A 25,148-nucleotide genomic window follows, 5' to 3' on the forward strand; every position below is an offset into this window, starting at 1 on the left:
TTCGGCGGCGGTTGTGCAGATCGGCTGTTTGATCCCCTATATTTACCCTGTTTTGCCGACAGGGCGGTCAACTTTCCGCAGGGTCGTGGGTGGGGTTGTGTGGAAAAGACGCCCGCTCTGTGCATCCTTCGGAAACATGCTATTGGCTAGGGCCACACGCGCCAACCGACCAGCAGGCGGCAGGAATGAACCGGAACCAACGCAGGGCCGCCAACACCAACGCCAACGGGGGCAAGACCGCCGCCAAGGCGGGGGGAAATGCCGCCACCGCGCTGTTGGCCCAAGCCGTGCCGCTGCATCAGGCCGGGCGGCTGGCCGAGGCCGAGGCGCTGTACCGGCAGGCTTTGGCCGCTCACCCCCGCCAACCCGACGCGCTGCATTTGTTGGGCATGATCGCCTGCCAGACCGGGCGCTTCGCAGAGGCCGTCGATTTGATCGAGCAGGCGGTGTCCGCAAACCGGACGGTCCCCGATTATCACGCCAATCTGGCTTACGCGTTCCAGGCTCTTGGCCGGGCGGGGGAGGCCGAGGCGGCGGCGCGCGCCGCCCTGCGCCTGCGCGCTCCCTTCCCGGAAGCCGCCAACAGTTTGGGCAACGCCCTGAACGCGCAGGGACGGTTTGATCAAGCCGCCGCCGCTTACCGCGATGCTCTGCGGACCCGACCCGACTACGCCGAGGCGTTGGGCAATTTGGGCGCCGTTCTGCGCACGCTGAACCGCTCGGGCGAGGCGGAAGCGGTGTTGCGGCAGGCCTTGGCGCTCGCCCCCCACCTTGCTGACGCCCGCGCCGCCCTTGGACTCGCTCTGCTCGACCTGGACCGGGCCGACGAGGGGGAGGCCATCTTGCGCGAGGCGCTGCGCCAACGTCCCGATCACGCTGGGGCGCTGCTGGCTCTGGCGGGCGCGTTGCAACGGCGCGGCCAACCCGCCGAGGCGCCCTATCGCCGTCACATGACCGTGCAGCCGTCCGACGCGGAGGCGTGGAACGGTTGGGGGCTGGAACTGCAAAAGCGCGACCGCATCGATGAGGCCGCTGGCGCCTTTGCCAAGGCCCTGCGGCTGGCCCCGCTGATGACGGAGGCGCTGACCAATCTGGGCAGCGTCCGCCGTCTGCAAGGGCGCAGCGCCGAGGCGGCGGTCCTGCAACGTCGGGCGCTGGATCTGCGGCCCGACTACGCCGCCGCCCACTCCAACCTTGGCCAAGCGTTTCAGGATCTGGGCGATGACCGTGCGGCGGAAAACAGCTTCACCCGCGCGCTGGAGTTTGACCCCAGGGAATCGACCGCCCGTTTCAACCGCGCCCTGCTGCGGCTGCGGCACGGGCGTTTGAAAGCCGGATGGGAGGATTACGCCGACCGTTTCACCTCGGGCCGTCTGGGGCGTCCACGCGAATTTCCCATGCCGGAATGGGGGGGCGAGGATTTGACCGGGCGCCGTTTGCTGCTGTGGGCTGAGCAGGGGTTGGGCGACGAGCTTATGTTCGGGTCGATCCTGTCCGATCTGGTTGGTCGGGTCGGCTCCCTCATCATCGAATGTGATCCCCGGCTGGTCCCGTTGTTCCAGCGCTCCTTCCCGTCCGCGCAGGCGCGGGCGCCAACCGCGCGGCCCGACGATGCGGATCGCCATCTGCCTTTCGGCTCGCTGCCGCGCCTGCTGCGCGGGCGGTTGGCTGATTTCCCGGCGCGGTCGGGATGGCTGGTCCCGGACCCGGCGCGAGCGGCGGACTGGCGCGGGCGGTTGGCCGGACTGGGGCCGGGGCTGACCGTCGGCGTCGCTTGGACCAGCCGCCGGATCACCACGGAACGGCGGTCCGCCTACACCACGCTCGACCAATGGGGGCCGCTGTTGCGCCTGCCCCATCTGCGAATCGTCAGCCTTCAGTATGACGGGCGGGAGGAGGAGATCGTCGCCGCCGAACGTCGTTTCGGCGTGACCATCCATCGCTGGAGCGATCTGGACCAAACCGCAGATCTGGAGGGGACCGCCGCCCTGGTCGCCGGGCTGGATCTGGCGGTGACGGTGGCCTCCTCAGCGGGCGAGTTCGCCGGCGCGCTGGGCGTGCCGGTCTGGCGCCTCGGCAGCCCGGACTGGACCCATCTGGGGGCGGCAACCCGCCCCTGGTTCCCCAGCATGCGCAGCCTGCGTCCGCCGGTCGGTGGCGGTCTTGATGGGGCGATCTTTAAGGCGTCTCAAGAGATTGCGCGTTTAAGCGGAGGTGTTTTGTGAGCGTGGACGCGTGGTTTTCCGAAGCGTTGCGTCTGCACCAAACGGGCGCTCTCGACGCGGCGGAAGCCTTGTACCACAAGGTTTTGCGCGCACGCCCCAAGCACGCCGACGCGCTTCACCTGCTTGGCGTCCTCAAGCATCAGATGAACAAAAATGAAGAAGCAATTGAATTTATTGATAAAGCGATCAAGCTTGATCCCAAGCCCGCCGACTTCCACGGCAACCGGGGGCTGGTTCTCCAGGCGCTGGGCCGGGTGACGGAGGCGGTGGCGGCGCAAGAGCGCGCCATCGCCCGCAACCCCAACCACGCCGGGGCAAGGTTCAATTTGGGGCTGGCTCTGGCGGCGCTGGGGCAGCGCGAGCGCGCGGCGCTTCAGTACGCCGAAGCGGCGCGGCTGTCCCCTGATTTGGCGGACGCCCACCTCAATCTCGGCGCGATCCTGCATGATCTGGGGCGGTTTGAGGAGGCGGTCGCCGCGCACCGCCGGGCCGCCGAACGGCTGGTCAACGACCCGCGCCCCTGGAACAACCTCGCCGCCAGCCTGAACGCCTTGGGCCGGGCCGGGGAGGCCGCCGACGCGCTGGGTCAAGCGATGGCGCGCGGCGGCGCGGCGGCCAGCGACGCCGTCGCGCTGGCCGGTCTGGCCGCCAGCCTGCACGCCGCCGGGCGGCTGGAGGAGGCCGCCGGACGTTACATCGACGCGTTGAGGCTTGAGCCGGAAAATCCGTTATTTTTGAATAATTTTGGTCTTCTTCTTCAAGCGATGAATCAGCCGAACGACGCCGCGTCCTGCTTCGACGCGGCGATGGCGATCAACCCGGGCTTTGCCGAACCCTGCGACAATCTCGGCTCGATCCGCGCCGCCCAGGGACGCCCGGCAGACGCGGAAGCTCTGCACCGCGCCGCGCTCGCCCGCAAACCGGATCTGGCGGGGGCCTGGAACAATCTGGGCAACGCCCGCAAGGCGCAGGGGCGGACACAAGCGGCGTTGCCCGCCTGGAGGATCGCCGCCGCGCTGGATCCGGGCCGGGCGGAGGTTCACTCCAACCTCGGCAACGCCCTGCGGGAGGGGGAGCGTTTCGCGGAGTCCGAAACCTGCCACCGCCGCGCGGTTCGCCTCACTCCCGGCGACGCCGTGCCGAACAACAATTACGGCCACGCCCTGCAAGGGCGGCAGGATTTTGCCGGGGCCGCTCCCTGGTATCGCCGCGCCGTCGTCCTGGATCCCGCCTACGCCGAAGCCTGGAGCAATCTTGGTCTGGCCGGGCAACGGCTGGGCGACCCGCAGGCCGAGCGGAGCTATGACCGGGCGTTGCGGCTGCGTCCCGATCTGGCGCTGGCCCATTTCAACAAGGGGCTGTTGCGGCTGGAGCGCGGCGATTTGGCCGCTGGTTGGGCCGGTTACGCGTGGCGCTTCGCCTCCGGGCAGGTGGGGGCCGGGCGGCAACCACGCGCCCAGGCGTGGCGGGGGGAGGATTTGACCGGGCGTCGCCTGCTGATCTGGGGCGAGCAGGGGGTGGGCGACAGCATCCTGTTTTCCGGCCTGTGCGCCGAGGCGGCGGCGCGAACCCGCTCCACCATCATCGAGGTGGACCGCCGTCTGGTTCCGCTCTTCGCCCGCTCCTTCCCCGGCGTCCTGGTGCGGGCCGAGGCCATCGACGGGCAGGGGCGGGAGACGTTGGCCATCGCCGATTACGACCGTCACGTTCCAATGGGGTCGCTGGCGCGCGTGACCCGTCCCGGCCTGTCCGCGTTTCCCGCCCGCCCGTCCTGGTTGGTTCCCGATCCGGCCCTGGTCGCGCGCTGGCGGGATCGGGTGGCTGAATTGGGTGGGGCTTTGACCGTCGGCATCGGTTGGCGCAGCCAGTTTCTGACGGCGGAGCGTCGCGCCGCTTACCTGGATCTCAGTCAATGGGGGCCATTGTTCGCCATTCCCGGCATCGCTTGGGTGGTTCTGCAATATGGCGATTGCGCGGACGAGGTCCGGGAGGCCGAGGCGCGTTTCGGCGTTCGCCTGCACCGCTGGGACGATTTGAACCTGAAGGATGATTTCGACGGGGTGGCCGCGCTGATCGCCAATTTGGATTTGGTGATGTCGCCCGCCATGTCGGTTGGCGAGTTGGCGGGCGCGCTGGGCGCGCCGGTCTGGCGCTTTGGCACGCGCGACTGGACGCAGCTTGGCGCGTCGGTTCGCCCGTGGTTTCCGACGATGCGGCTGTTCCAACCGCGCGCGGGCGAGGCGCTGCCCGACACGCTGGCCCGGATGGCCGCCGACTTGCGCCGTCTCGCGCCGCCGGAGCCGACCAAACCCACGCCATCGCCGCCCACCGACCCAAAGCTTTTGGCGGACCTGCTGAGCGAGGGGCTGCGGCATCACCAAGCCGGGCGGCTGACGGAGGCCGAGTCCTGTTATCGCCGCATCCTGGCCTTGGATGGCGATCACGCGGACGCGCTGCATCTGTCGGGCGTCATCGCCCACCAGCAGGGGCGCAACCCGGAGGCCGTGGCGCTGATCGAACGGGCCATCGCCCGGCGGGGGGACGTCGCCGAGCATCACGGCAATCTTGGATCCGCGCTCCAGGCGTTGGGCCGCTTGCCCGAAGCGGTGGCGCGGTATGAAACCGCGCTACGCCTGCGCCCGATCCACCCGGACGCGCTGAACAATCTGGGCAGCGCGCTTCAGGCGCTTGGTCGTTTGCCGGACGCCGAAGCGCGGTATCGCGCCGCCTTGGCGCAGCGCCAAGATTTTCCCCAGGCGTTGGCCAATCTCGGGACCGTGCTGCACGCCATGGGGCGGCGGACCGAGGCGCTGGCCTGCCTGAGCGACGCCGTGGCCCGCGATCCCCAGGCGCTCGACGCCCGGCTTGGGCTGGGCGCGCTGCTGAACGATCTGGGCCGGGCGGTCGAGGCCGCCGAGCAGTATCGAGCCGCTTTGGCGCTGGCCGAGGACGACGCCGACGCCCACGCCGGTTTGGGCGTCGCCCTGTTCCATCTGGGCCGCCGCGCCGAAGCGGCGGACAGCCTGCATCGGGCGGTGAATCTGGGCGGCGACCGGGCGGCGACGCTGGATCTGTTGGGCGCGATCCTGCGCGGGCTGGGCGACCCGGTGGCGGCGGAGGCTTGGCACCGGCGGGCGGTCGCGCGGGAGCCGGATCGGGCGGCGACCCACGCCAATCTTGGCCTTGCGCTGGCCGGGCAGGGGCGGATTGAGGCCGCCATCGAACAGCACCGCCGCGCCCTGGCCCTGTTCCCGGCCTTCGTCGAAGCGTTGAACAATCTGGGCGTCGCCCTGCAAGGGCGGAACGAGACCATCGACAACGCCATCGCCTGCCATCGCCGCGCCGTGCGCCTGCGCCCGCAATCGGCGGAAAGCTGGGGCAATCTGGGGGCGTCCTTCCTGACCGGCAAGCGCCACAACGAGGCTGTGGCCGCTTGCCGGAACGCGCTGGCTCTGGCCCCGGCGCTGGCGGGGGCCTGGACCACGGGCGGGGCGGCGCTGAAAGGGCTGGGCCGCTTCGTCGAGGCGGCGGCGCGGCACCGGCGGGCCTTACGGGTGAACGTCGGTCACGCGAAAGCCTGGTCCAATCTTGGAACCGCTCTGGCCGGGCAAGCGCTGTGGGATGGCGCGTTGGCGGCGCAGCGGCGGGCGTTGGCGCTCAACCCCGCCTTGGCCGAGGCCCATCTCAACATCGGGCACGCCGCGCAGGTTCTCGGGGCGACGCTGGAGGCGCGGCGGGGGGCCGAGCGGTCGCTGATCCTGGTCCCGGATCGGGCCGACGCGCGGATGAACCGGGGGCTGCTGCGTTTGGCGGCGGGGGATCTCACGGGGGGCTGGTCGGATTACCAACAGCGCTTCGCCAGCGGGGAGGCGCAGGTCCGTCCGCTGGCCCTGCCCGCATGGCGGGGGGAGGATCTGGCCGGTCGGACGATTTTGGTTTGGGGCGAGCAGGGGTTGGGCGACGAGATCCTGTTCGGCACGGTTCTGCCCGATCTGCTGGCGCGGGCCGGGCGGGTGATCGTCGAATGCGATCCGCGTCTGGTCCGGCTCTTCGCCCGCGCGCTGCCCGGCGCGCAGGTCCGCCCGCCGACGGTCGATCCGCGCGACGCCGATTGCCACGCGCCGATGGGCGACGTCGCCGCGCGCTTGCGCCCTAGCCTTGGCGCCTTTCCCGCGCGCGTTCCCTTTCTGACGCCGTCGCCGGAGGACGCCCGACGCTGGCGCGACCGTCTGACGGCGTTGGGGCCGGGGCTGGCGGTGGGGGTTTGCTGGCGCAGCAGCCGGATCACGGCGGAACGGGCCGGGGCCTACAGCCGCCTGGGACAATGGGGGCCGTTGCTGACCTTGCCCGGTCTGCGGCTGGTCAATCTGCAATATGACGAGTGCGCCGAGGAGTTGGCCGAGGCGCGGCGTCGCTTCGGCGTCGCCCCCCATGTTTGGCCCGATCTGGATCTGCGCGACGATCTGGACGGCGTGGCCGCGCTGATGGCTGGGTTGGATCTGGTGGTGACGGCCCCGACGGCGGTCGGGGAACTGGCGGCGGCGCTGGGAGCCCCGGTTTGGCGGTTGAGCGGGGCGGGGGACTGGTCCACGCTGGGAAGCGCGGTTCGCCCCTGGTTTCCCAGCATGGGTTTGCGCCACCCTGTGGACGGCCATGACGCCGCGCTTGCCGAGGTGGCGCGGCGCTTGCGCCGGTTGGCCGATCCGGCTTGATCCGCCAACCGTCGGCGCGCGCGGTTACAGATCGCGAAAGCCCCGGCCCTCTTGAGCCAGACGGCGCAGCAGCGGCGACAGCTCCCAATGGCTGCCGCCGAACCGGGCGTGGTAGCCGTCGATGGCCTTGGCGATCACCGGCAAGCCGACCTGATCGGCCCAGAACAGCAGCCCGCCGCGATGGGCGGGAAAGCCATAGCCATGCAGCCAAATCGCGTCCACGTCCACCGGGCGGGCGGCGATTCCCTCATCCAGGATCTTGGCGGCCTCGTTGACCATGGCGTAGAGGCAGCGGTCGCGGATCTCGTCGTCCGACACGTCGCGCGGGACAAGCCCCCGTTTGGCGCGGTCGGCGGAAATCAAGGCGTCCACCGCCGGATCGGGGATGGCGACCCGGCTGCCCGGCTCGTATCGGTAGATCCCGGCGCTCGTTTTTTGGCCATATCGCCCCTGTTCGGCCAAGGCGTCGAGCCAATTGACCGCCTGGGCGTCGGGATCGCCGGACTTGCGCCGTTCCTCGCGGATGCGCCACCCGACGTCGATGCCCGCCAGATCGGTCATGGCGAAATGGCCGAGCGGGAAGCCGAACTCCGTCAGCACCCGGTCGGCCTGCTGGGGCGAGGCTCCCTCCTCCACCAGGGCCATGGATTCCCGCCCGCGCTGGTGCAGGATGCGGTTGCCGACGAAGCCATAGCAGACCCCGACCAGCACGCCGACCTTGCCGATCCGCCGCGCCAGATCCATCACGGTGGCCAGCACATCGTCCGCCGTTTGCGCGCCACGGACATTCTCCAACAGGCGCATGACGTTGGCCGGGCTGAAGAAATGCATCCCCACCACGTCTTGCGGACGGCAGGTCGCGGCGGCGATGGCGTTGACGTCCAAGGTCGAGGTGTTGGTGGCCAGAATCGCCCCCGGCTTGCACACCCGATCCAACTCCGCGAAGATCCGCCGCTTGATCTCCATGTTTTCAAAGGCCGCTTCGATCACCAGATCGGCGTCGGCGAGATCGTCGTAGGACAGGGTGGGGCGGATCAACGCCATGCGGCTTTCCACCTGCGCGTCGGTCAGCTTGCCCTTTTTCGCGCTGGCTTCGTAATTGCGGCGGATCGCCTGGACGCCCCGTTCAAGGGCCTCGGCGGCGGTGTCAAGCAATTGCACCGGAAAGCCCGCGTTGGCGAAGCACATGGCGATGCCGCCGCCCATGGTGCCGGCCCCGATCACGGCCACCGAGCGCACGTCGCGCTTGGGCGTGTCGGCGGGCAGGCCGGGGATCTTGGCGACCTCACGCTCGGCGAAGAAAGAATGGATCAATCCGGCGCGCTGGGGCGACTCCATGCAGGCGAAAAACAGCTCCCGCTCGCGCGCCACGCCGTCGGCGAAGGGCAGGGCGACGGCGGCCTCGACCGCGTCGACGCAACGGTGCGGAGAAAACAGATGACGCGCGCGTTTGGCCAGGGTGGCGCGATAGCCCGCGAACAGGTCCGGGTCGATGTTGGTGATTTTGTCGGTTCGCGCGCTGGTCGGGCGGGGCGCCCAGCCCTCCGCCAGGGCGCGTTCAGCCAGACGCAGGCCCGCGTCCAAGGCGGAATCGCCGTCATCGACTGTGTCGATCAAGCCAAGCTCCAGTGCCGTCGCCGCCGTCACCGGATCGCCCGACAGGATCATGTCCAGCGCCTTGGCCGGGCCAATCAGGCGCGGCAAGCGTTGGGTGCCGCCAGCCCCCGGCAGCAGCCCGAGCTTCACCTCCGGCAAACCCAGCTTGGCCGACCGCAAGGCCACGCGGAAGTGACAGGCCAAGGCGACCTCCAGCCCGCCGCCCAGCGCCGTTCCGTGGATCGCCGCGACGATGGGCTTGGCGCTGGCGTCGAAGGCGGCGATCACCTCGGGCAGGATCGGCGGCTGGGACGGCTTGCCGAACTCCTTGATGTCGGCCCCGGCCATGAAGGTCCGCCCGGCGGCGGTCAGCAGCAGGATGTCGGCCCCCGCGTCGGCCAACCCGGCGTCCAGCGCGCTCCGCAGGCCGTTGCGGACGCCGACGCCCACCGCGTTGACCGGCGGGTAATCAACGGTGATGACGCCGACGCGACCGACGCGCCGATAGGACACAACGCTGCTCACCATGATCGTCTGAACTCCCAAAGGGCGGATTCGGTTGGAGGATTGGTGATGGGACGGGGCAGGCCCGGATGGTCAGTGTAGCAACGAAAGCGGGATGCAATTTTCGGAATTTAATTCCGTTAAACGAATATTTGGGCGAATCTCATTTTAGCCTAATAATATAGTTAATGGAAATAATAGGCTGTTTTGGGAAAAATGCGCGTTGCGCGCAGGACACGCTCAACTAGCCGTTATAACTATCGAAAGCAACCTGGAGCGACACGGACACGGGCGTGGAGCCTTGGGCAGAATGAGGCGGTTTCCGACGCAGGCGCTGATGGCAGAGCCGCCGCGAGACAGCAATAGCCGTTTCGATTCTCACCGCCCGTCAATCTGCGCCGCAGCATCGCCTTGGCCCAACGGTCTCGGCAACGCCAGGTACGCGGAAGAGATCGTGCGGATGCAGTTTCTTCAGATCTGGAACGCGGACCGTTGGCTGCGCGATGAGCAGCAACTTTCACGACGTGGCTGTACCCATCGTGTCAATCGATCGATCGACTATCGGCGACGGCGACCTTTGCGCCGCTGACGCGCGACGAATCGCCGCCCGCCTGGAGCGCGGAAACCCTGTGGATTGGCCGAAGATTGGGCGGAGGTGGACGCGGGATCGCCGCCTGCCGAACGGCAACGCGCGCGCGTCAGTCTTGCTACATGGAGGAGATGACCTGCGCGGAAGCGTCGGAGTTCCTCGCAAGTGTCGGTGTCCGCCATGGAAAGTCTTCTCGTGCGGGCGCGTCCGCGTGTGCGCGCCGTTTCAACCCCTGATCCGTCAGAAGGACGGCGCAGGCCATGACACTCAAAGAGTTACCCGTTATGCCTCGCCCACGGCGCTGATCTTGATCGCTGGCCGGTCAAAATCACCCTCGCCGCCCGGATTTGCTTGATCGCAGCAAAGAGGCGCGCGACGTGTTTGGGCCGACGCGGCGCTGACCGACGAACTGCTGGATCAGGCGGCGTTCCATGTGTCGGTAGATACGCGACAGCGTCTTTGACCGCTCGCGGCGAAATCGCGAATCAGACCGTGCCCGGAATTCGGTCCCTGTTGTCGGAATGGTCGCCAATCCGGATCGCGCCGCGGTGCTTTCTCGCGATGATGGATTTCTTTGCTTCCCTTGTCCTACACTCAGGGGCTCTGCCTGTGTCCCAGCTCGACAATCGTCCCATGACTGTCGGCGTGATGATCGTCAAGCTATTTGGGAGAGATGCGATTGCCGCGCCCTTCGGCGCCGTTGGCCCTGGTTCCTTCTGATCGGCTCCTTGCGGTCAACAGTTGGCGGGGGCTTTTGTGGTCCGCCACGCGTGCGTCCGCCCCCCCGCCGCCGGGGCCGGAGCACGCGGCTGGTGCATTTCATCGAACGGGCCTGCGGAACGCCTGTCGCCGAAGACGCGGCGATTCTGCGTCGTGCGCTGGAGACGCCCGCCCCCTCTTCGTGGGATGCAGCCGGGCGTGGCGATTTTGGGCGCGCGGATGCGCACGAAGATCGCGACGCCCTTTGGACCCGGAGCGGTGCCGGGCGCTGTTCGACGCAACCGGGCCGCCGACGATGCCGTTCGCGCGAAATCGAGGCCGTGTGGTTCGAAACGATGAACGCTGTCGCCGCAAGGCCGGTCTGGGTTTTGGCGGAAAGCCGGATGCCGCCTGATTCGGTCGCGCTGTGTTTTGATGACAGGGCCGGAAGCTGTGGTTCCGGCCATTTTTGGTTTTGGTCGCTACGCGCCCGCGCGCTGCGCTCCAACAGAGCCAGCAACCCGCCAGCAACTCGGTTGGCGGGGCAGCGGGGATGCGCAGATCAACGGGAATCACCGTCTCAACCGGGCCAAGGCAGGCGTAGGAACCGGCGAACACCCCGCCGTCAATCGCGCAGGCCCCGCAGGCCACCACCCATTTGGGATCGGGCGTCGCCTCCCAGGTGCGGCGCAGGGCGTCGGCCATGTTTTTGGTGACTGGCCCCGTCACCAGCAGCACGTCGGCGTGGCGCGGCGAGGCGACGAAGCGCAGGCCGAAACGCTCCAGATCATAGAGCGGGTTGTTCATGGCGTGGAGTTCCAACTCGCAGCCGTTGCAGGATCCGGCGTCCACCGCGCGAATCGACAGGCTGCGGCCCAGCCGCGCCTTGGCGGCGCGATCCACCAGACCCGCCAATTCGGCCAAACCATCGGGCGATGGGGCGGGAGCAGCTTCCGTCACCGGGCCGCCGGTCAGCGACCGCAGGATGTGCTTGAACATGGTCCGCCTCCCCTACAGGTCGTGGCCGGAATAGGTACAGTTGAAGGATTTGTTGCACAGCGGGAAGTCGGCGACGATGTTGCCCTCGATGGCGGCCTCCAGCAGCGGCCATTGGAACCAAGAGGGATCGCGCGGGTGGCAGCGCTCCACCGTGCCGTCGGCGGCGATCCGCACCCAGGTCAGAATCTCGCCCCGGAAGGATTCGACCAGCGCCATCCCCTCGCCTCCCCCGCCCGCCTTGGCGTGGTCCAGAATGTGATCCATGGGGAGCAGCGGCGGCGGGGTGATGCCGTCGGGGCCGCGCGGCACGCCGGGCATGCGGCGGACGATCTGCTCGACCAACGACAGGGATTGTTCGACCTCGCGGATGCGGATCCAGACGCGCGCGTTCACGTCGCCTTCGGTCAGGACCGGAACCTCGAACTCAAGATCGTTGTAAGGAGCGTAGCCGGGCGATTTGCGGGCGTCCAGCCCCCGGCCCGACGCCCGCCCGACATGCCCCCCGGCGCCAAAGCGATTGACCAGCCCGGTGTTGACGATCCCGGTGGACACCGTGCGGTCCTGCAAGGACGCCTTGTTGTCGTAAATGGCGACCAGCGGGGCGAAGCGACGGCGAAGCTCGATGGTCAGGTCAAGCAGCCGTTTCGGTCCGGTTTCGGCGATGTCGGGGAAAACGCCGCCGGGAATCACGCAATCCATCATCAGCCGGTGGCCGAAACAGGCGTCGGCGGCGCGCAACACCGCCTCGCGCAATTGGCTGAGTTCGGCCAGCATGAAGGCGAACGCGGCGTCGTTGCAGATCGCGCCGATGTCGCCAAAATGGTTGGCGAGACGCTCCAACTCCGCCATCAGGGCGCGCAGCCAGACCGCGCGCGGCGGAATCGTGAGGGCGAGCGCGGATTCGACCGCGCGGGCGAAGGCGATGGAATGGGCGACCGTGCTGTCGCCCGACAGCCGGGCGATGATCCGCGCCGCCTCCAGCACCGGCTTGCCGCGCGTCAGCCCCTCGATCCCCTTGTGGACATAGCCAAGCCGCTCCTCCAGCCGCGCCACGGTTTCGCCGTTGGCGGTGAAGCGGAAATGGCCGGGTTCGATGATGCCCGCATGGACCGGGCCGACCGGAATCTGATGCAGGCCGTGGCCTTCGCTTTTCAAAAAGGGATAGGGCGCGGTGGGCGGCGTGGAGAATGTCGGCGTCTGGGCCAGCGGATGGCGCAGGCCCCATTGCCCATGATCGAGCCAGGGGCGCGGGTCGGTGATCCCCTCGGCGGTCAGGCCGAACAGGTCGCAGGCGGCGCGTTCCAACCGGATGGCGGCGGGGCGGACGGCGGACAGGCTGGGGAATCGCCCGTCCGGGCATGGCAGGCTGACCAGCCCGACGTCGCCGGACAGATCCTCGCGCAGGGCGGCATGGACCGACAGGCCGTCAGCGGCGCGGTCGCCCCACAAGCCGAGCAGCGACCAGTTGTTTTGCCCCAGATGGTCGATCAACAACCGCCAACCGGCGCGGTCGGTGACGTGGCGCGGCCAAGGCCGATGGTTTGGCGCCGGGCGACCAAGGCGGTTGAGCAGACCGAACAGGGGTTCTTCGCCGTACATGCGCCCTCCCCTAACCCAACATCGCGGCGACGGTCTGGAACCAGGCGACCAGCGGCCCCGGCAACCACAGCCCGGCCAGCAGCACCAGCGCCAGATGCGCGTAAAGCGGCGCCAGCGTGCCGTGAATCGGGTGGCTTTCCCCTGTCGGCGCGCCAAAGCAGATTTGCTGCACCCGCAGGACCAGCGCCCCGAAGGCCAGCAGGATGCCCAAAACCAGGACCAGCGCCAACAGAGGCTGCCGGGCGAAGGTGTTGGTGATGAGCAGGAACTCGCTCATGAACACGCCAAAGGGCGGCAGCCCGGCGATCGCCAGCACCCCGGCCAGCAGCCCCCAGCCCAAGGCCGGATGACTGACCGTCAGGCCCCGGATGCCGTCGATCTTCTGGGTTCCCTTGGCCTGCACCGCGTGGCCGACGGCGTAGAAAATCGCCGATTTGGTCAGACTGTGCATCGCCATGTGCAGCAGCCCGGCGAAATTCGCCAGCGGCCCGCCAATGCCAAAGGCAAAGGCGATGATGCCCATATGCTCGATGGAGCTGTAGGCGAAGAAGCGTTTGATGTCGCGCCGCCGGTACAGCATCAAACCGGCCAGGAACAGCGACGACAGCCCCATCACCATCATCAGCGGCCCCGGCGCCATCGTCGCCCCGTTCGCCGCCAGCAGCATCTTGAACCGCAGCACGGCGTAGAGCGCCACATTCAGCAGCAGCCCCGACAGCACGGCGGAAATCGGCGTCGGCCCTTCGGCGTGGGCGTCGGGCAACCACGCGTGCAGCGGGGCCAAACCAACCTTGGTGCCATAGCCGATCAGCAGGAAGACGAAGGCGAGGTTGAGGATGTTCGGCTCGATCTTCGCGCTGTCGGCCAGCAGCCGGGTCCAGGTCATCGCCGCCAGCCCCGGCCCCATCACCGGCTGCGCCGCCAGATAGATCAGGATGGTGCCGAACAGGGCCAGCGCGATGCCGACGCCGCACAGGATGAAGTATTTCCACGCCGCTTCGATGCTGGCCGCCGTGCGGTACAGGCTGACCATCAACACGGTGGTCAGCGTCGCCCCTTCCACCGCCACCCACAGCACGCCCAGATTGTTGGCCGACAAGGCCAGCAGCATGGTGAACAGGAAGGCTTGGTACATGGCGTGGTAAAAGCGCAGCCGCAGCGGGTTCAGCTTGCCGCTCGCCACCTCATGCCCGATGTAGCTGGCCGAGAAGACCGAGGTGGTCAGCCCGACAAAGGCGGTCAGCGCGATCAAGGTGACGTTGAAGGCGTCGAGCACCAGCATGGCCGTGGCCGCCGGTTTGGCGGTGAACAGGGTCAGCGCCGCCGCCAGCGTCACCGCGCAGGCCCCGACGTTCAGCCAGGAGGCCACGCGCCAGTTGGGCACGAGAACCAGAAGAAGCGCGGCGACCAGCGGCGCGATCAGGACAAAGGGCAGCGCCGGGGTCAATCGCTTTCCCCCCGGAAGCTTTCGATCTTGCGCATGTCCAACGTCTCGAACCGTTCGCGGATTTGGAACAGGAAGATGCCGAAGATGATGAAGGCGACCATGACGGAAAAGGCGATGGACATTTCCACCACCAGCGGCATCCCCGCCACGCCGACCGCCGCCAGGATCAAGCCATTCTCGATGGACATGAAGCCGACCACTTGGCTGACCGCGTTGCGCCGGGAAATCATCATCAGCAGCCCCAGCAGCACCACCGACAGGGACAGCGCCAGATCCTCGCGGGTCAGCGCCGTGGCGTTCTCCGTCACCGGCAGAACCAGCAGGATCGACAGCGTGACCAGCGACACCCCGGCCACCATGGTCAAACCAATGCCCAGCGCCGGTTCGACCGTCCGTTCGATGTGCAGGCGCTGGATGATCCGGTGCAGCGCCACCGGAATGGCGATGGCCTTCAAGCCCAGGGTCAGGATCGCGGTGATGTAAAGATGCGGCTCGTCATGGGCGTAGGCCTGCCACGCCGCCGCCCCGCTCAGCGCCAGCGCCTGCACGGTGAAGACGTTCAGCAGCGAGAACAGCCGCCGTTGGTAGAGCAGCGCGAAGCTGGTCAGCAGAACCAGCGCGCCGAGCAGGTGGGCCGCGTCGTAACCGATGTCGATCACTCACACCCCCCGCGACACGTAAAGGAAGATAGCCCCCAGCAGGCTGAGCAGCAGCGCGCCGCCGAGAAACTCGCCAACGCGGAAGACGCGCATCTTGGCGATGCTGGTCTCAAACACCGCCAGCGCGGTTCCCGCCGCCGCCAGCTTGGCCAGAAAGCTCAGCAAACCAATCAGCGGGTTGCCATGGGTCGGCGTCGCCATGCCCCAGGGCAGGAAGACGCAGGCGATCAGCGCGGCGTAGAGCAGCAGCTTGAGCATCGCCGCGCCCTCGATCAGCGCCAGATGGCGGCCGGAATATTCCAGCACCATCGCCTCATGCACCATGGTCAGTTCCAGATGCGTCGCCGGATTGTCGATGGGGATGCGGGCGTTTTCGGCGATCGCCACCATCACCAGCGCGATCAGCGCCAGCGCCAGCGACACCCGCAGCCCAACCGTTCCGCCCATCATGTAGGTGGCGATTTCCGCCAGCGAGGTGGTGCGGACCAGCACGGCGACGGAAAACACCACCATCAGCATCGCCGGCTCGGCCAACGCCGCGATCATCATCTCGCGCGAGGAGCCGATGCCGCCAAAGCTGGTTCCCGTGTCCATCCCGGCCAGCGCCAGAAAGAAGCGCGCGGTTCCCAGCAGGGCGATCAACGCGATCAAATCGGCGGTGGGGGCCAGCGCCAGATCGGTGGTGAAGACCGGCACCAGCCCGGCGGCCAGCCAAATGGCGGTGAACATCACATAAGGAACGGAGCGGAACAGCCAGGAGGCGTTGTTGGCCAACACCACCTCTTTGCGCAGCAGCCGGGCGAGGTCGCGGTAGGGCTGAAGCAAGGACGGTCCCCGCCGCCCCAGCAGCCGCGCCTTGACCAGCCGCACCCAGCCGGTGAGCAGCGGAGCCAGGATCAGCACCAGCGCCATTTGCACGATCTGGTGGATCACCGACGCGATCATGACCGCACCACCGCGACCAGCGCCAGAACCACCACCAGCGCGGTGAACATCAAGGTCAGATAGCTGCGGATGGTCAGGAATTGCAGGACGTCGGCCCGGTCAGCCAGCCAATTCACAGCGCTGCGGATTGGCGTGAACAGATAGGCCCAAGCCGGATCGGTCCAGCGCACGGTCAGGCGGGCGGGCCGGGTGTCGCCCGGTTCCGGCATCTCGACCCGATCCTGGGCGTTGAACACCGTGCCGCCAAAGGCGCGGCGGATCGGTTGGGCGAAGCTGGACGCGCTGTATTGTGACAGGGCCGTCGGGTCCGGCTCCACATGGCCGCAGCCCCAGGCGATGGACCAGCGCACCTTGTCCGAGGCCCAACGGTGAATGACCAGCACCAGCGGGATCGACAGCGCGGCGATGGCGGCCAGCATAATCAACCCGTTGTAGGAGTTGCCAATCGCCGAGGTCGGGGCCAGCCAGATCCAGGGCTGATAGCTGCGGTCGTCGAACGGCCCGGCCTCCACCATCGCGCGGACGGCGGGTTCAAACAGACGGATCACGAAGGTCGGCAACACGCCCAACACGACGCAGAGAACCGCTGGAATCATCATCCCCGCTTGCATGGCGACGCCAACCTCCCCCGCCCCTGCCGCCTCTGGCGAACGCGGGCGTCCGAGAAAGGCGATGCCGTAGAGCCGGACGAAGCAGGCCGCCGCCAAGGCCGCCGCCAGCGCCACCGCCGCGCCAACCACGGCGATGCCGATCTTCAGCGACCATTCCGGCAAGGCCGGGGCGTTCAAAATCGCCTGGAACAGCAGCCATTCCCCGACAAAACCGTTCAGCGGCGGCAAGGCCGAAATCGCCGCCGCGCCGATCAACGCCAGAACCGCCGTCACCGGCATCCGATGGATCAACCCGCCCAGCCGGTTCAGATCGCGCGATCCGGTCGCCGTCAGAATGGCCCCGGCGACAAAGAACAGCAGGCTCTTGAACAGCGAATGGTTGACGACGTGCAGCAGCGCGGCGCTCAGCGCCAGGGCCGCGATCACCGGGGTGTGACTGGCCTTGAAGACCAGCGCCAGCCCCAGCGCGATGACGATCACCCCGATGTTTTCGATGGTGGAGCAGGCGAGCAGCCGTTTCACGTCGTCTTGCATCAGGGCGTAGAGCACGCCCATCACCGCCGTGACCGCGCCGACGATCATCAACGCCCCGCCCCACCACCAGACCGGCTCGCCCAGCAGATCGAACAGCACGCGGACCATGGCGTAAATCGCCACCTTGGTCATCACGCCCGACATCAGGGCCGACACATGGCTGGGCGCGGCGGGATGGGCCAGCGGCAGCCAGACATGCAGCGGAACCAGCCCGGCCTTCGACCCCGCCCCCAGCAAAATCAACAGAACGACCATTGCCGCCGCGCCTGCGGTCGGCGCGTGCTGGCGGATGGCGTCGAACTGGTAATCGCCCGCCCCGCTGGCCAGCAACCCGAAGGCCAACAGCAGGCAGGCCGTTCCGGCGCTCGCCATAATCAGATAAAGCCGCGCGGCCTCCGACGTGTCCGGCTCGCGGTGGGTGGACAGCACCAAAAGCCAGGAGGTCAGCGACATGAATTCCCACGACACCAGAAAGGTGAAGGCGTCGTCGGCCAGCAGCACCAGACTCATGCCCGCCAGAAACAGCGGAAAGAAGGGCAGAACCGGGCCGGAATCGCCGTGCCCATGCCCGCTTCCATGCCCGCCCGCCTGCGCCCGTTCATAGCCCCAACCGAACAGGCTGGCGGTCACGCCGCCGAAATTCACCACCAGCAGAAAAAAAGCGCTCAAGCCATCGGCCCGCAGATGCGCGCCGATCCAGGGCAGGCCCATCGGCAGAGTGATGGTCTCGGCCCCGCTTCGTCCCGCCAACGCAAACCCGGCCCACAGCGCGACGACCGCGCAGACCGTCGCCGTTCCACCATAAACAACCGAGCCGACCCACGGCGCGCGCCGCGCGGCCACCCCGACAACCGCCAGAGCGAACAGAGCAAGAAGGGCGACCAGCGGAACCGTCACGGCAACAAACCCACGGAATGCATGTGGTGATATTGTAAGGATATTGCCCATAGGCTTGGCAAGCGAAAAAGACACCGAAAATTTTGTCCAATGGTCGCGTTTGCCGGAATGATTCTGTGGCACAGCCGAAAGGCGGACGCCGTCCGCCCATTCAGGAGACTGGTCGGATCCGCCCAATCGCGCTATAGGAGCCGCCTTTGCTCCCCCTCTCCAGCCAGCGCGGATTCCCCTGCTTATGCTGTCCATCAGCCAGCGCATCGCCGACGAACTGTCGGTTCGCGAAGCCCAAGTCGCCGCCGCCGTCGCCCTGATCGACGAAGGATCGACCGTTCCCTTCATCGCCCGCTACCGCAAGGAAGCCACCGGCGGGCTGGACGACACGCAACTCCGCAACCTGGAAGAGCGGTTGGGCTATCTGCGCGAGTTGGAAGACCGCCGCGCCACCATCCTGTCCACCATCCAGGACCAGGGCAAGCTGACGCCAGAGCTGGAGCGCCAGATCAAGCTGGCCGACACCAAGACCCGGTTGGAAGACCTCTATCTCCCCTACAAGCAAAAGCGCCGGACCAAGGCGCAGATCGCGCGCGAAGCCGGGCTGGAGCCGCTGGCCGATCGGTTGCTGAGCGATCCGACCAAGAACCCGGAGGCCGAGGCCGCCGCCTTCGTCGACGCCGAAAAGGCGGTCGCCGACGTCAAGGCGGCGCTGGACGGCGCCCGTCACATCCTGGTTGAACGCTTTGGCGAGGACGCCGAACTGGTCGGGTGGCTGCGCGCCACCATGGCCGAAAAGGGCGTCGTCACGTCCAAATTGGTCGAGGAGAAGAAGGCCGAGGGGGCCAAATTCTCCGACTATTTTGATTTCTCGGAAAATTGGGCGAAGATCCCCTCGCACCGGGCGCTGGCGCTGTTCCGGGGCCGCGCCCAGGGCGTGCTGACCATCGGCCTGGATCTGGTGGTCGAGGACGGACAACCCCACCCGGCGGAACGGACCATCGCCGCCCACACCGGCATCCGCGACCAGGGCCGCCCCGCCGACAAATGGCTTTCGGACGTCGTGCGCTGGACCTGGAAGCTGAAGATCGGCCCGCATGTCGAAACCGACCTGATGGGCGGTTTGCGCGAACGGGCGGAGGATGAGGCGATTCGCGTCTTCGCCCGCAACCTGCACGACCTGTTGCTCGCCGCCCCCGCTGGGCAGCGCGCCACCATCGGGCTGGACCCCGGCATCCGCACCGGGGTGAAGGTCGCCGTCGTCGATTCGACCGGCAAGCTGGTGGAAACCACCACGATCTACCCGCACCCGCCGCGCAACGATTGGGACGGTTCGCTGGCCGTGCTGGCGGCGCTGGCCCACCGGCACAAGGTCGAATTGATCTCCATCGGCAACGGCACCGCCTCCCGCGAGACGGACAAGCTGGCCGCCGATCTGATGAAGCGCCACCCCGAATTGTCGCTGACCAAGCTGGTGGTCAGCGAGGCCGGGGCGTCGGTCTATTCGGCCTCGGAAACCGCCGCGCTGGAATTCCCCGGCCTGGACGTGTCTCTGCGCGGCGCGGTCTCCATCGCGCGGCGTCTTCAGGATCCCTTGGCCGAGCTGGTGAAGATCGAGCCGAAATCCATCGGCGTTGGTCAGTATCAGCATGATGTCGCGGGCGGCAAGCTGGCCCGCTCGCTTGACGCCGTGGTCGAGGATTGCGTGAACGCGGTCGGCGTCGATCTCAACACCGCCTCCATTCCGCTGCTGACCCGCGTGTCGGGCCTGAACGAGACCATCGCCCGCAACATCGTCGAACACCGCGACCGCAACGGCGCCTTCCGCTCGCGCAAGCAGTTGTTGGAGGTCGCCCGGCTGGGTCCGAAGACCTTCGAGCAGGCGGCGGGCTTCCTGCGCATCCGGGCGGGCGACAACCCGCTCGACGGCTCGGCGGTTCACCCGGAAGCCTACCCGCTGGTTCAACGCATCCTGAAGACCACCGGCAAGGATCTGGGCAGCGTCATAGGCGACGCGCGTTTCCTGCGCGCCCTGAACGCCGAGGATTTCACCGACGAGCGGTTCGGCCTGCCGACCATCGAAGACATCATCAAGGAGTTGGAAAAGCCGGGCCGCGACCCCCGCCCGGAATTCAAGACCGCCACCTTCCAGGAAGGCGTCGAACAGTTGAAGGATCTCCAGGTCGGCATGATCCTGGAAGGGGTGGCGACCAACATCACCGCGTTTGGCGCCTTCGTCGACATCGGCGTCCATCAGGACGGTCTGGTCCACATCTCCCAGCTCTCCACCAGCTTCGTGAAGGATCCGCACAGCGTGGTGAAGGCGGGCGACGTGGTGAAGGTGAAGGTTCTGGAGGTGGACATCCCGCGCAAGCGCATCGCCCTGACCATGCGCCTGACCGACGCCCCGCCCCGCCCGGCCCCCGGCGAGCGGACCTCTTCCGGCGGCCCGCGCCCGCAAGGCGGCGACCACGCCCGCCCGCAAGGCAACCGCCCGCCGGACCGCGACCGCCGCCCGGCCCCCGCCGCCGCGCCGAAAGCTCCGCCCAAACCGGCGAAAGCCCCGGAGCCGATCAACAGCGCCTTCGCCGAAGCCTTCGCGCGGGCGCAGACGAAGAAAAGCTGAGGGCGTCTTGCCCCCTCCCCGACCCTCCCCCGCTTTCGCGGGAGAGGGGGGCAGGCGCCTTGTCAGCGTTCGGCGGCAGTCCCCTCCCTTGCGAAGCGGGGGAGGGTTAGGGAGGGGGCAAGCCGCGCCCGTCCAAAACCCTCACCCTTGCGGCGCGGCGTCGGCGACCAAGCGGAGGCCCAAGCCGCCCATCGCGGCGGCGGCGACTCGGTCCACCCAGCATTTCGACCGCAGATAGGCCGCGCGCGGCTGCTCCGCTGAAAAGGCGACGGCCACAATCGCGTACCATCCGGCCTCCACCACGAAGACCGAGGGCGGCAGGGCCAGCAGCAGCCAGGTGGACGGCTCGGCGGGCAGCAACGCGGCGAAGATGCTGCCGTAAACCACCGCCGTTTTCGGGTTGCTGATCTGGGTGACGAAGCCCAGGGTGAAGGCCCGCCACAGCCCGGTTGGCGCGGTCGGGCCGTCCGCCGTGACGGTCAACGGAACCGACGCGCCGCGCCACAGGCGGTAGGCCATCCACAGCAAATACAGGCCGCCGACGATCTTCAATCCGGCGTAGAGCCACGCAAATTGGGTCAGCAGGCTGTGCAGGCCGAACAGAGCCAGCCCGGCGAACAGCACGCCGCCCAGCCCCATGCCGACCGAGGCCGCCAACCCGGCTTGGCGCGACACCGACACCGAACTGCGGGCGATCATCAGAAAGCTCGGCCCCGGACTGACCACGCCGACCGCCAAACCGCCCAAAATGCCCAGCAGGGCCACCACCGGATCCATGACCTGCGCCTTTCCATCCGCGTTCGGGCCGTCGCCCATCATTGGCTAGCATAATGGCAGGCGAGCTTCACCGTCACCAACCCCTTTGCCCGTTTTCGGCGGCTGTCGCTTCGGTCAACCCGGCCCGGTTCCCAAATTGCGTTCAGTCCGGTTCAATGATCTTGAACGGCCTGGTTCCGATTTCCGCGCCGGTTTCACGGTCGATCAACATTGCTCGGATATCCTGTCCCGTCTCAGCGTCCACATAGCGCGCGATCCGACCACCACCGCGATGCTTCTGCCCCCAGGCGCCAATCATGACCAGAACGGGCAGGAAATCCCGCCCTGCGTCGGTCAGAACATACTCATCGCGCGGCGGTCGCTCTGAATAGCGACGTTTTTCAAGCAGGCCATCTTCCGTCAAGACGGCAAGCCGCTTGGTCAGCATGGTCGGCGCGATTCCAAGGTTCTTTCGGAACTCGTCGAATCGCGTGATGCCCATGGCGGCGTCGCGAAGGACCAAAATGCTCCAGGCGTCGCCGACACAAGCGACGCCTCTGGCTATCGGGCAGGTGGGTTGAGAGGAATCGTCTCTGTTCATATCGTTTCGATAGTGACTTGGTATCGAAACGATAGTATCATTGTTTCCGAACAGGCCATACCCTCGATCCAAAGGAAATCAGAATGAGCAGTGCCAATCGCGGCGTCGCCCTTGTGACCGGCGCATCCACCGGCATCGGGTATGCGACAGCCATCACGCTGGCCAAAGCTGGATTCCGGGTCTTCGGCACCAGCCGGAAACCGACATCCGATGGCCCCGTCGGCGTGACGATGCGCGTCTGCGACGTGAGCGACGACGCATCGGTGTCAAAATTGGTTTCCGACATCGTTGCGGAGACTGGGCGCATTGATCTGTTGGTCAACAACGCTGGCGTCGGTCTTGTGGGGGGAGCGGAGGAATCCTCGATTTCTCAGGCTCAGCAGCTTTTCAACATCAATTTCTTTGGAATTTTTCGCGCAACAAACGCTGTGCTGCCGATCATGCGGCGTCAAAAGAGCGGCAGGATCATCAATATGAGTTCTGTCCTGGGTCTGATACCTGCGCCGTTCCTCGCGCTTTACGCAGCGAGCAAGCACGCCGTCGAGGGCTATTCGGAATCACTGGATCATGAGGTGCGCGCACAGGGCGTCCGAGTCATTTTGGTTGAGCCTGCCTACACCCGAACATCCTTTGAGGAAAATCGCACGGAGGTGGATCGGACGCTCGAAATCTACAACCAGGATCGCGACAGGATGGGGGCGGTGATTCGCAAAGCCATGGAAACGGGTGACATGCCGCAAGTCGTTGCCGAGGCTGTCCTGAAAGCGGCAACCGCTCACACGCCGAAGCACCGCTACACGGCGGGAAAAATGGCGCGGCAAGTCAGCGTCTTGCGCCGCTTCGTTCCTGAATCGTTGTTCGACAAGAGCCTGCGAAAGCAAAACGGTCTCCCCGTTTAATCAATCGGCGTAAGATGGGCGTCGCCATCTCATAGGCTCATTCCACCATCGGAAAGGACCGAACCATCATGATTATCACCAGCACCGATTCGGTCGAAGGGCGTCCGATCACGCAGTATCTCGGCATGGTCGCGGGCGAGGCGATCATGGGGGTGAACGTCTTCCGCGACCTGTTTTCGTCGGTGCGCGACATCGTCGGCGGGCGCGCCGGGGGCTATCAGGACGCGCTGCGCGAGGCGCGCGAGGCCGCCTACGCCGATCTGACCGACGCGGCCCGCGCCTTGGGGGCCGACGCCATCGTCGGCGTCGATCTGGATTACGAGGTTCTGGGCAAGGAAAACGGCATGTTGATGGTGTCGATCAACGGCACAGCGGTTCGGTTGGCGTAACGCATCCGTCACGGAACGTCGCTGGACAGACGCATCGCCATCCGTAAACTCCCGATTTATAAAATGGAATCGGGAGGGCGGACCTATGCGGGATGGAGCTTGCGGTTCATTGAGTCGTTGGGCGGGACGGATTGGCGCGGCGGCGCTGGCCCTTGGGCTTCTCGCAGCGTCCCCGGCCCTGGCGCTGGACGGGATTGTCGAGAAAAAGCTGTTTGAAATGCCGTCCTACACCACCACCGGCGGCGGCACGATCAAGAATGTCCGCATCGGTTGGGAAAGCTACGGCAAGCTGAACGACGCGAAGGACAACGTCATTCTTCTGGCCCATTTCTTCAGCGGCAGCAGCCACGCCGCCGGGAAATACAAGGCGGAAGACGCGGCGCCCGGCTATTGGGACAGCATCGTCGGGCCGGGCAAGCCGCTGGACACCGACAAATACTTCATCATCAGCTCCGACACTTTGGTCAATCTGTCGCCCAAGGATCCGACCGTCATCACCACCGGCCCGGCCAGCGTCAACCCGGACACCGGCAAGCCCTATGGCTTGACCTTCCCCGTCGTCACCATCCGCGATTTCGTCAATGTTCAGAAAAGCTTGCTGGACAGCCTGGGCGTCACCGGGGTGCAGGCGGTGATGGGCGGGTCGATGGGGTCGCTCCAGGCGCTGGAATGGGGCGTGGCCTATCCCGAGATGGTCAAGCGCGTCATCGCCGTCATCGGCGGGGCGGAGGCCGACCCCTTCCTGATCGGCTGGCTCAATCTGTGGGCGGCGCCGATCAAGCTCGATCCCAATTGGAACAACGGCGATTATTACGGCAAGACCGAGCCAAAAGCCGGACTGACCGAGGCGCTGAAGCTGGTCACGCTGCACGCCCGCCATTGGAAATGGGCCGACGCGGCGTTTGGCCGCAAGTGGGCGGATGAGGGCAAGGATCCGCGCGCCGCGCTGGGCAACCAGTACGCCATCGAAGCGTGGCTGGACAAGGCCGCCGCCGGGCGCGCCGCCGTCAGCGACGCCAACCACTTCCTCTATCTGGTCAAGGCCAGCCAGACCTTTGTGATCGGCAACGGCGCGTCGCTGGAAGAGGGGTTGGCCAAGCTGAAGGCCCCGACCTTGCTGATTCCGTCCGCCGACGATCTGGTCTTCGCGCCCGACCGCAACATGCGCCCCCTGAAGGAGCGCCTGGAAAAGCAAGGCAACGCGGTGGAGTACACAGAGGCGATCACCTCCACGCTCGGCCATCTGGATGGCGTGGTGAACATCGCCAAGGCGGGCGACAGCATCGCCAAATTCCTGGCCAAGTAATGCGCTACGGGATGGGGGCGGCGACGCCCCCGATTCCGGCCGATCAAGCGTTGCTCAACTGTTGAAGCTCAACAGGCTGGGCGCCTTGTCGATGATCTCTTCCAAGATCATGGACGCGGTTTCCAGATCGCGCTCCATCTCCGGTCCCAGCTTTCCGACGTAACCCGGACGCTGGAGCTTTTCGCTGGCGTCGTGCAGGCTGCGCAACTCCGCCACGAAAATCTCCCGCGCGCCCATCGGCAAAACCGAGTTGGCCGACAGCACAAAGAAAAAGCGCATGCTGGCGCGCACCAGCAAGGCCAGCATCACCATGTCCAACCGCTCGAACTGGTCGCGCAAGTCGTCGGATCGGTTGTCGACAAGATTGCGCAGCCGCTGTTCGATCAGAATGACCAAAGCCTGGAATTCGCCGACCTTGTCGCGGAACTCGCGGTAGGCGCCAAAGCTGTGCTTGCTGGCTTCCTTCTCGGCCAAGGCGGCGAGTTTGGAGGCGTCGCGGCACTGACGCTCCAGAGCGCCCAACAGCTCTTTGACTTCGGCGCGTGTGTATTGACGCTTGCTCAT

General features: G+C 66.8%; 16 protein-coding genes. 6 read left to right on the forward strand and 10 right to left on the reverse strand.

Annotated features, from left to right (window positions below):
• The first annotated feature begins 185 nt into the window (after positions 1 to 185).
• Together D3877_RS26865 and D3877_RS26870 are read left to right on the forward strand one after the other, a co-directional pair.
• On the forward strand, positions 186 to 2,225 hold the full coding sequence (locus D3877_RS26865; RefSeq protein WP_119833864.1) for a tetratricopeptide repeat protein: 2,040 nt from the start codon (positions 186 to 188) through the stop codon (positions 2,223 to 2,225).
• On the forward strand, positions 2,222 to 6,937 hold the full coding sequence (locus tag D3877_RS26870; RefSeq protein WP_119833865.1) for a tetratricopeptide repeat protein: 4,716 nt from the start codon (positions 2,222 to 2,224) through the stop codon (positions 6,935 to 6,937). Before D3877_RS26865 ends, D3877_RS26870 begins: the two co-directional genes overlap by 4 nt.
• 24 nt (positions 6,938 to 6,961) lie before the next feature.
• On the opposite strand, the gene D3877_RS26875 is transcribed toward D3877_RS26870, so the two are convergent.
• The 7 genes from D3877_RS26875 to hyfB all read right to left on the reverse strand — a co-directional run bounded on the left by D3877_RS26875 (position 6,962) and on the right by hyfB (position 18,016).
• A complete protein-coding gene (locus D3877_RS26875) occupies positions 6,962 to 9,061 on the reverse strand; it encodes a 3-hydroxyacyl-CoA dehydrogenase NAD-binding domain-containing protein (protein ID WP_199721008.1) in 2,100 nt (699 codons plus the stop codon).
• A 1,384-nt stretch (positions 9,062 to 10,445) separates the two neighbouring features.
• Positions 10,446 to 11,324, reverse strand: a complete 879-nt coding sequence (locus D3877_RS26880; RefSeq protein WP_119833866.1) for an NADH-quinone oxidoreductase subunit B family protein — start codon at positions 11,322 to 11,324, stop codon at positions 10,446 to 10,448.
• Between the two features lie 12 nt (positions 11,325 to 11,336).
• Positions 11,337 to 12,923, reverse strand: a complete 1,587-nt coding sequence (locus tag D3877_RS26885) for a hydrogenase large subunit (protein WP_119833867.1) — start codon at positions 12,921 to 12,923, stop codon at positions 11,337 to 11,339.
• A 10-nt stretch (positions 12,924 to 12,933) separates the two neighbouring features.
• Positions 12,934 to 14,370: a hydrogenase 4 subunit F gene (locus D3877_RS26890; protein WP_119833868.1), complete on the reverse strand. Its 1,437-nt coding sequence runs from the start codon at positions 14,368 to 14,370 to the stop codon at positions 12,934 to 12,936.
• A complete protein-coding gene (locus D3877_RS26895) occupies positions 14,367 to 15,029 on the reverse strand; it encodes a hydrogenase-4 component E (RefSeq protein WP_119833869.1) in 663 nt (220 codons plus the stop codon). The genes D3877_RS26890 and D3877_RS26895 overlap by 4 nt, the downstream gene beginning before the upstream one ends.
• Positions 15,030 to 15,974, reverse strand: coding sequence for a respiratory chain complex I subunit 1 family protein (locus D3877_RS26900; protein WP_420796916.1), 945 nt, complete (start codon positions 15,972 to 15,974; stop codon positions 15,030 to 15,032).
• A complete protein-coding gene (gene hyfB / locus D3877_RS26905) occupies positions 15,971 to 18,016 on the reverse strand; it encodes a hydrogenase 4 subunit B (RefSeq protein ID WP_238475116.1) in 2,046 nt (681 codons plus the stop codon). The genes D3877_RS26900 and hyfB overlap by 4 nt, the downstream gene beginning before the upstream one ends.
• A gap of 235 nt (positions 18,017 to 18,251) precedes the next feature.
• Here hyfB and D3877_RS26910 point away from each other — a divergent pair, with 235 nt between their 5' ends.
• Positions 18,252 to 20,633 carry a Tex family protein gene (locus D3877_RS26910; RefSeq protein WP_119833871.1) on the forward strand — a complete coding sequence of 794 codons (2,382 nt, stop codon included), beginning with the start codon at positions 18,252 to 18,254 and terminating at the stop codon, positions 20,631 to 20,633.
• Between the two features lie 141 nt (positions 20,634 to 20,774).
• Here D3877_RS26910 and D3877_RS26915 read toward each other — a convergent pair whose 3' ends face one another.
• A complete protein-coding gene (locus D3877_RS26915) occupies positions 20,775 to 21,410 on the reverse strand; it encodes a LysE family translocator (protein ID WP_119834060.1) in 636 nt (211 codons plus the stop codon).
• A gap of 142 nt (positions 21,411 to 21,552) precedes the next feature.
• Positions 21,553 to 21,990 (reverse strand): winged helix-turn-helix transcriptional regulator, encoded by a 438-nt coding sequence (locus D3877_RS26920; protein WP_119833872.1) that lies wholly within the window; start codon positions 21,988 to 21,990, stop codon positions 21,553 to 21,555.
• 83 nt (positions 21,991 to 22,073) lie between these two features.
• Between D3877_RS26920 and D3877_RS26925 the strand changes: the two genes are divergently transcribed.
• The 3 genes from D3877_RS26925 to D3877_RS26935 all read left to right on the forward strand — a co-directional run bounded on the left by D3877_RS26925 (position 22,074) and on the right by D3877_RS26935 (position 24,584).
• Positions 22,074 to 22,889, forward strand: a complete 816-nt coding sequence (locus tag D3877_RS26925) for an oxidoreductase (RefSeq protein ID WP_119833873.1) — start codon at positions 22,074 to 22,076, stop codon at positions 22,887 to 22,889.
• A gap of 68 nt (positions 22,890 to 22,957) precedes the next feature.
• Positions 22,958 to 23,278 (forward strand): heavy metal-binding domain-containing protein, encoded by a 321-nt coding sequence (locus tag D3877_RS26930; protein WP_119833874.1) that lies wholly within the window; start codon positions 22,958 to 22,960, stop codon positions 23,276 to 23,278.
• A gap of 109 nt (positions 23,279 to 23,387) precedes the next feature.
• A complete protein-coding gene (locus tag D3877_RS26935) occupies positions 23,388 to 24,584 on the forward strand; it encodes an E22 family MetX-like putative esterase (RefSeq protein WP_238475117.1) in 1,197 nt (398 codons plus the stop codon).
• A 54-nt stretch (positions 24,585 to 24,638) separates the two neighbouring features.
• Here D3877_RS26935 and D3877_RS26940 read toward each other — a convergent pair whose 3' ends face one another.
• The gene (locus D3877_RS26940; RefSeq protein WP_119833876.1) at positions 24,639 to 25,148 is read right to left on the reverse strand and encodes a hypothetical protein; all 510 of its coding nucleotides are present in this window, start codon (positions 25,146 to 25,148) and stop codon (positions 24,639 to 24,641) included.

Source organism: Azospirillum cavernae, from assembly GCF_003590795.1.
GTDB lineage: Bacteria > Pseudomonadota > Alphaproteobacteria > Azospirillales > Azospirillaceae > Azospirillum > Azospirillum cavernae.

What these genes read in the sequence shown, in the direction of transcription:
- D3877_RS26875 (WP_199721008.1), bottom strand. Translation starts at nt 9,061, where the DNA reads ATGGTGAGCAGCGTTGTGTCCTATCGGCGCGTCGGTCGCGTCGGCGTC.
- D3877_RS26915 (WP_119834060.1), bottom strand. Translation starts at nt 21,410, where the DNA reads ATGGATCCGGTGGTGGCCCTGCTGGGCATTTTGGGCGGTTTGGCGGTC.
- D3877_RS26900 (WP_420796916.1), bottom strand. Translation starts at nt 15,974, where the DNA reads ATGATCGCGTCGGTGATCCACCAGATCGTGCAAATGGCGCTGGTGCTG.
- D3877_RS26925 (WP_119833873.1), top strand. Translation starts at nt 22,074, where the DNA reads ATGAGCAGTGCCAATCGCGGCGTCGCCCTTGTGACCGGCGCATCCACC.
- D3877_RS26880 (WP_119833866.1), bottom strand. Translation starts at nt 11,324, where the DNA reads ATGTTCAAGCACATCCTGCGGTCGCTGACCGGCGGCCCGGTGACGGAA.
- D3877_RS26930 (WP_119833874.1), top strand. Translation starts at nt 22,958, where the DNA reads ATGATTATCACCAGCACCGATTCGGTCGAAGGGCGTCCGATCACGCAG.
- D3877_RS26910 (WP_119833871.1), top strand. Translation starts at nt 18,252, where the DNA reads ATGCTGTCCATCAGCCAGCGCATCGCCGACGAACTGTCGGTTCGCGAA.
- D3877_RS26885 (WP_119833867.1), bottom strand. Translation starts at nt 12,923, where the DNA reads ATGTACGGCGAAGAACCCCTGTTCGGTCTGCTCAACCGCCTTGGTCGC.
- D3877_RS26920 (WP_119833872.1), bottom strand. Translation starts at nt 21,990, where the DNA reads ATGAACAGAGACGATTCCTCTCAACCCACCTGCCCGATAGCCAGAGGC.
- D3877_RS26865 (WP_119833864.1), top strand. Translation starts at nt 186, where the DNA reads ATGAACCGGAACCAACGCAGGGCCGCCAACACCAACGCCAACGGGGGC.
- D3877_RS26940 (WP_119833876.1), bottom strand. Translation starts at nt 25,148, where the DNA reads ATGAGCAAGCGTCAATACACACGCGCCGAAGTCAAAGAGCTGTTGGGC.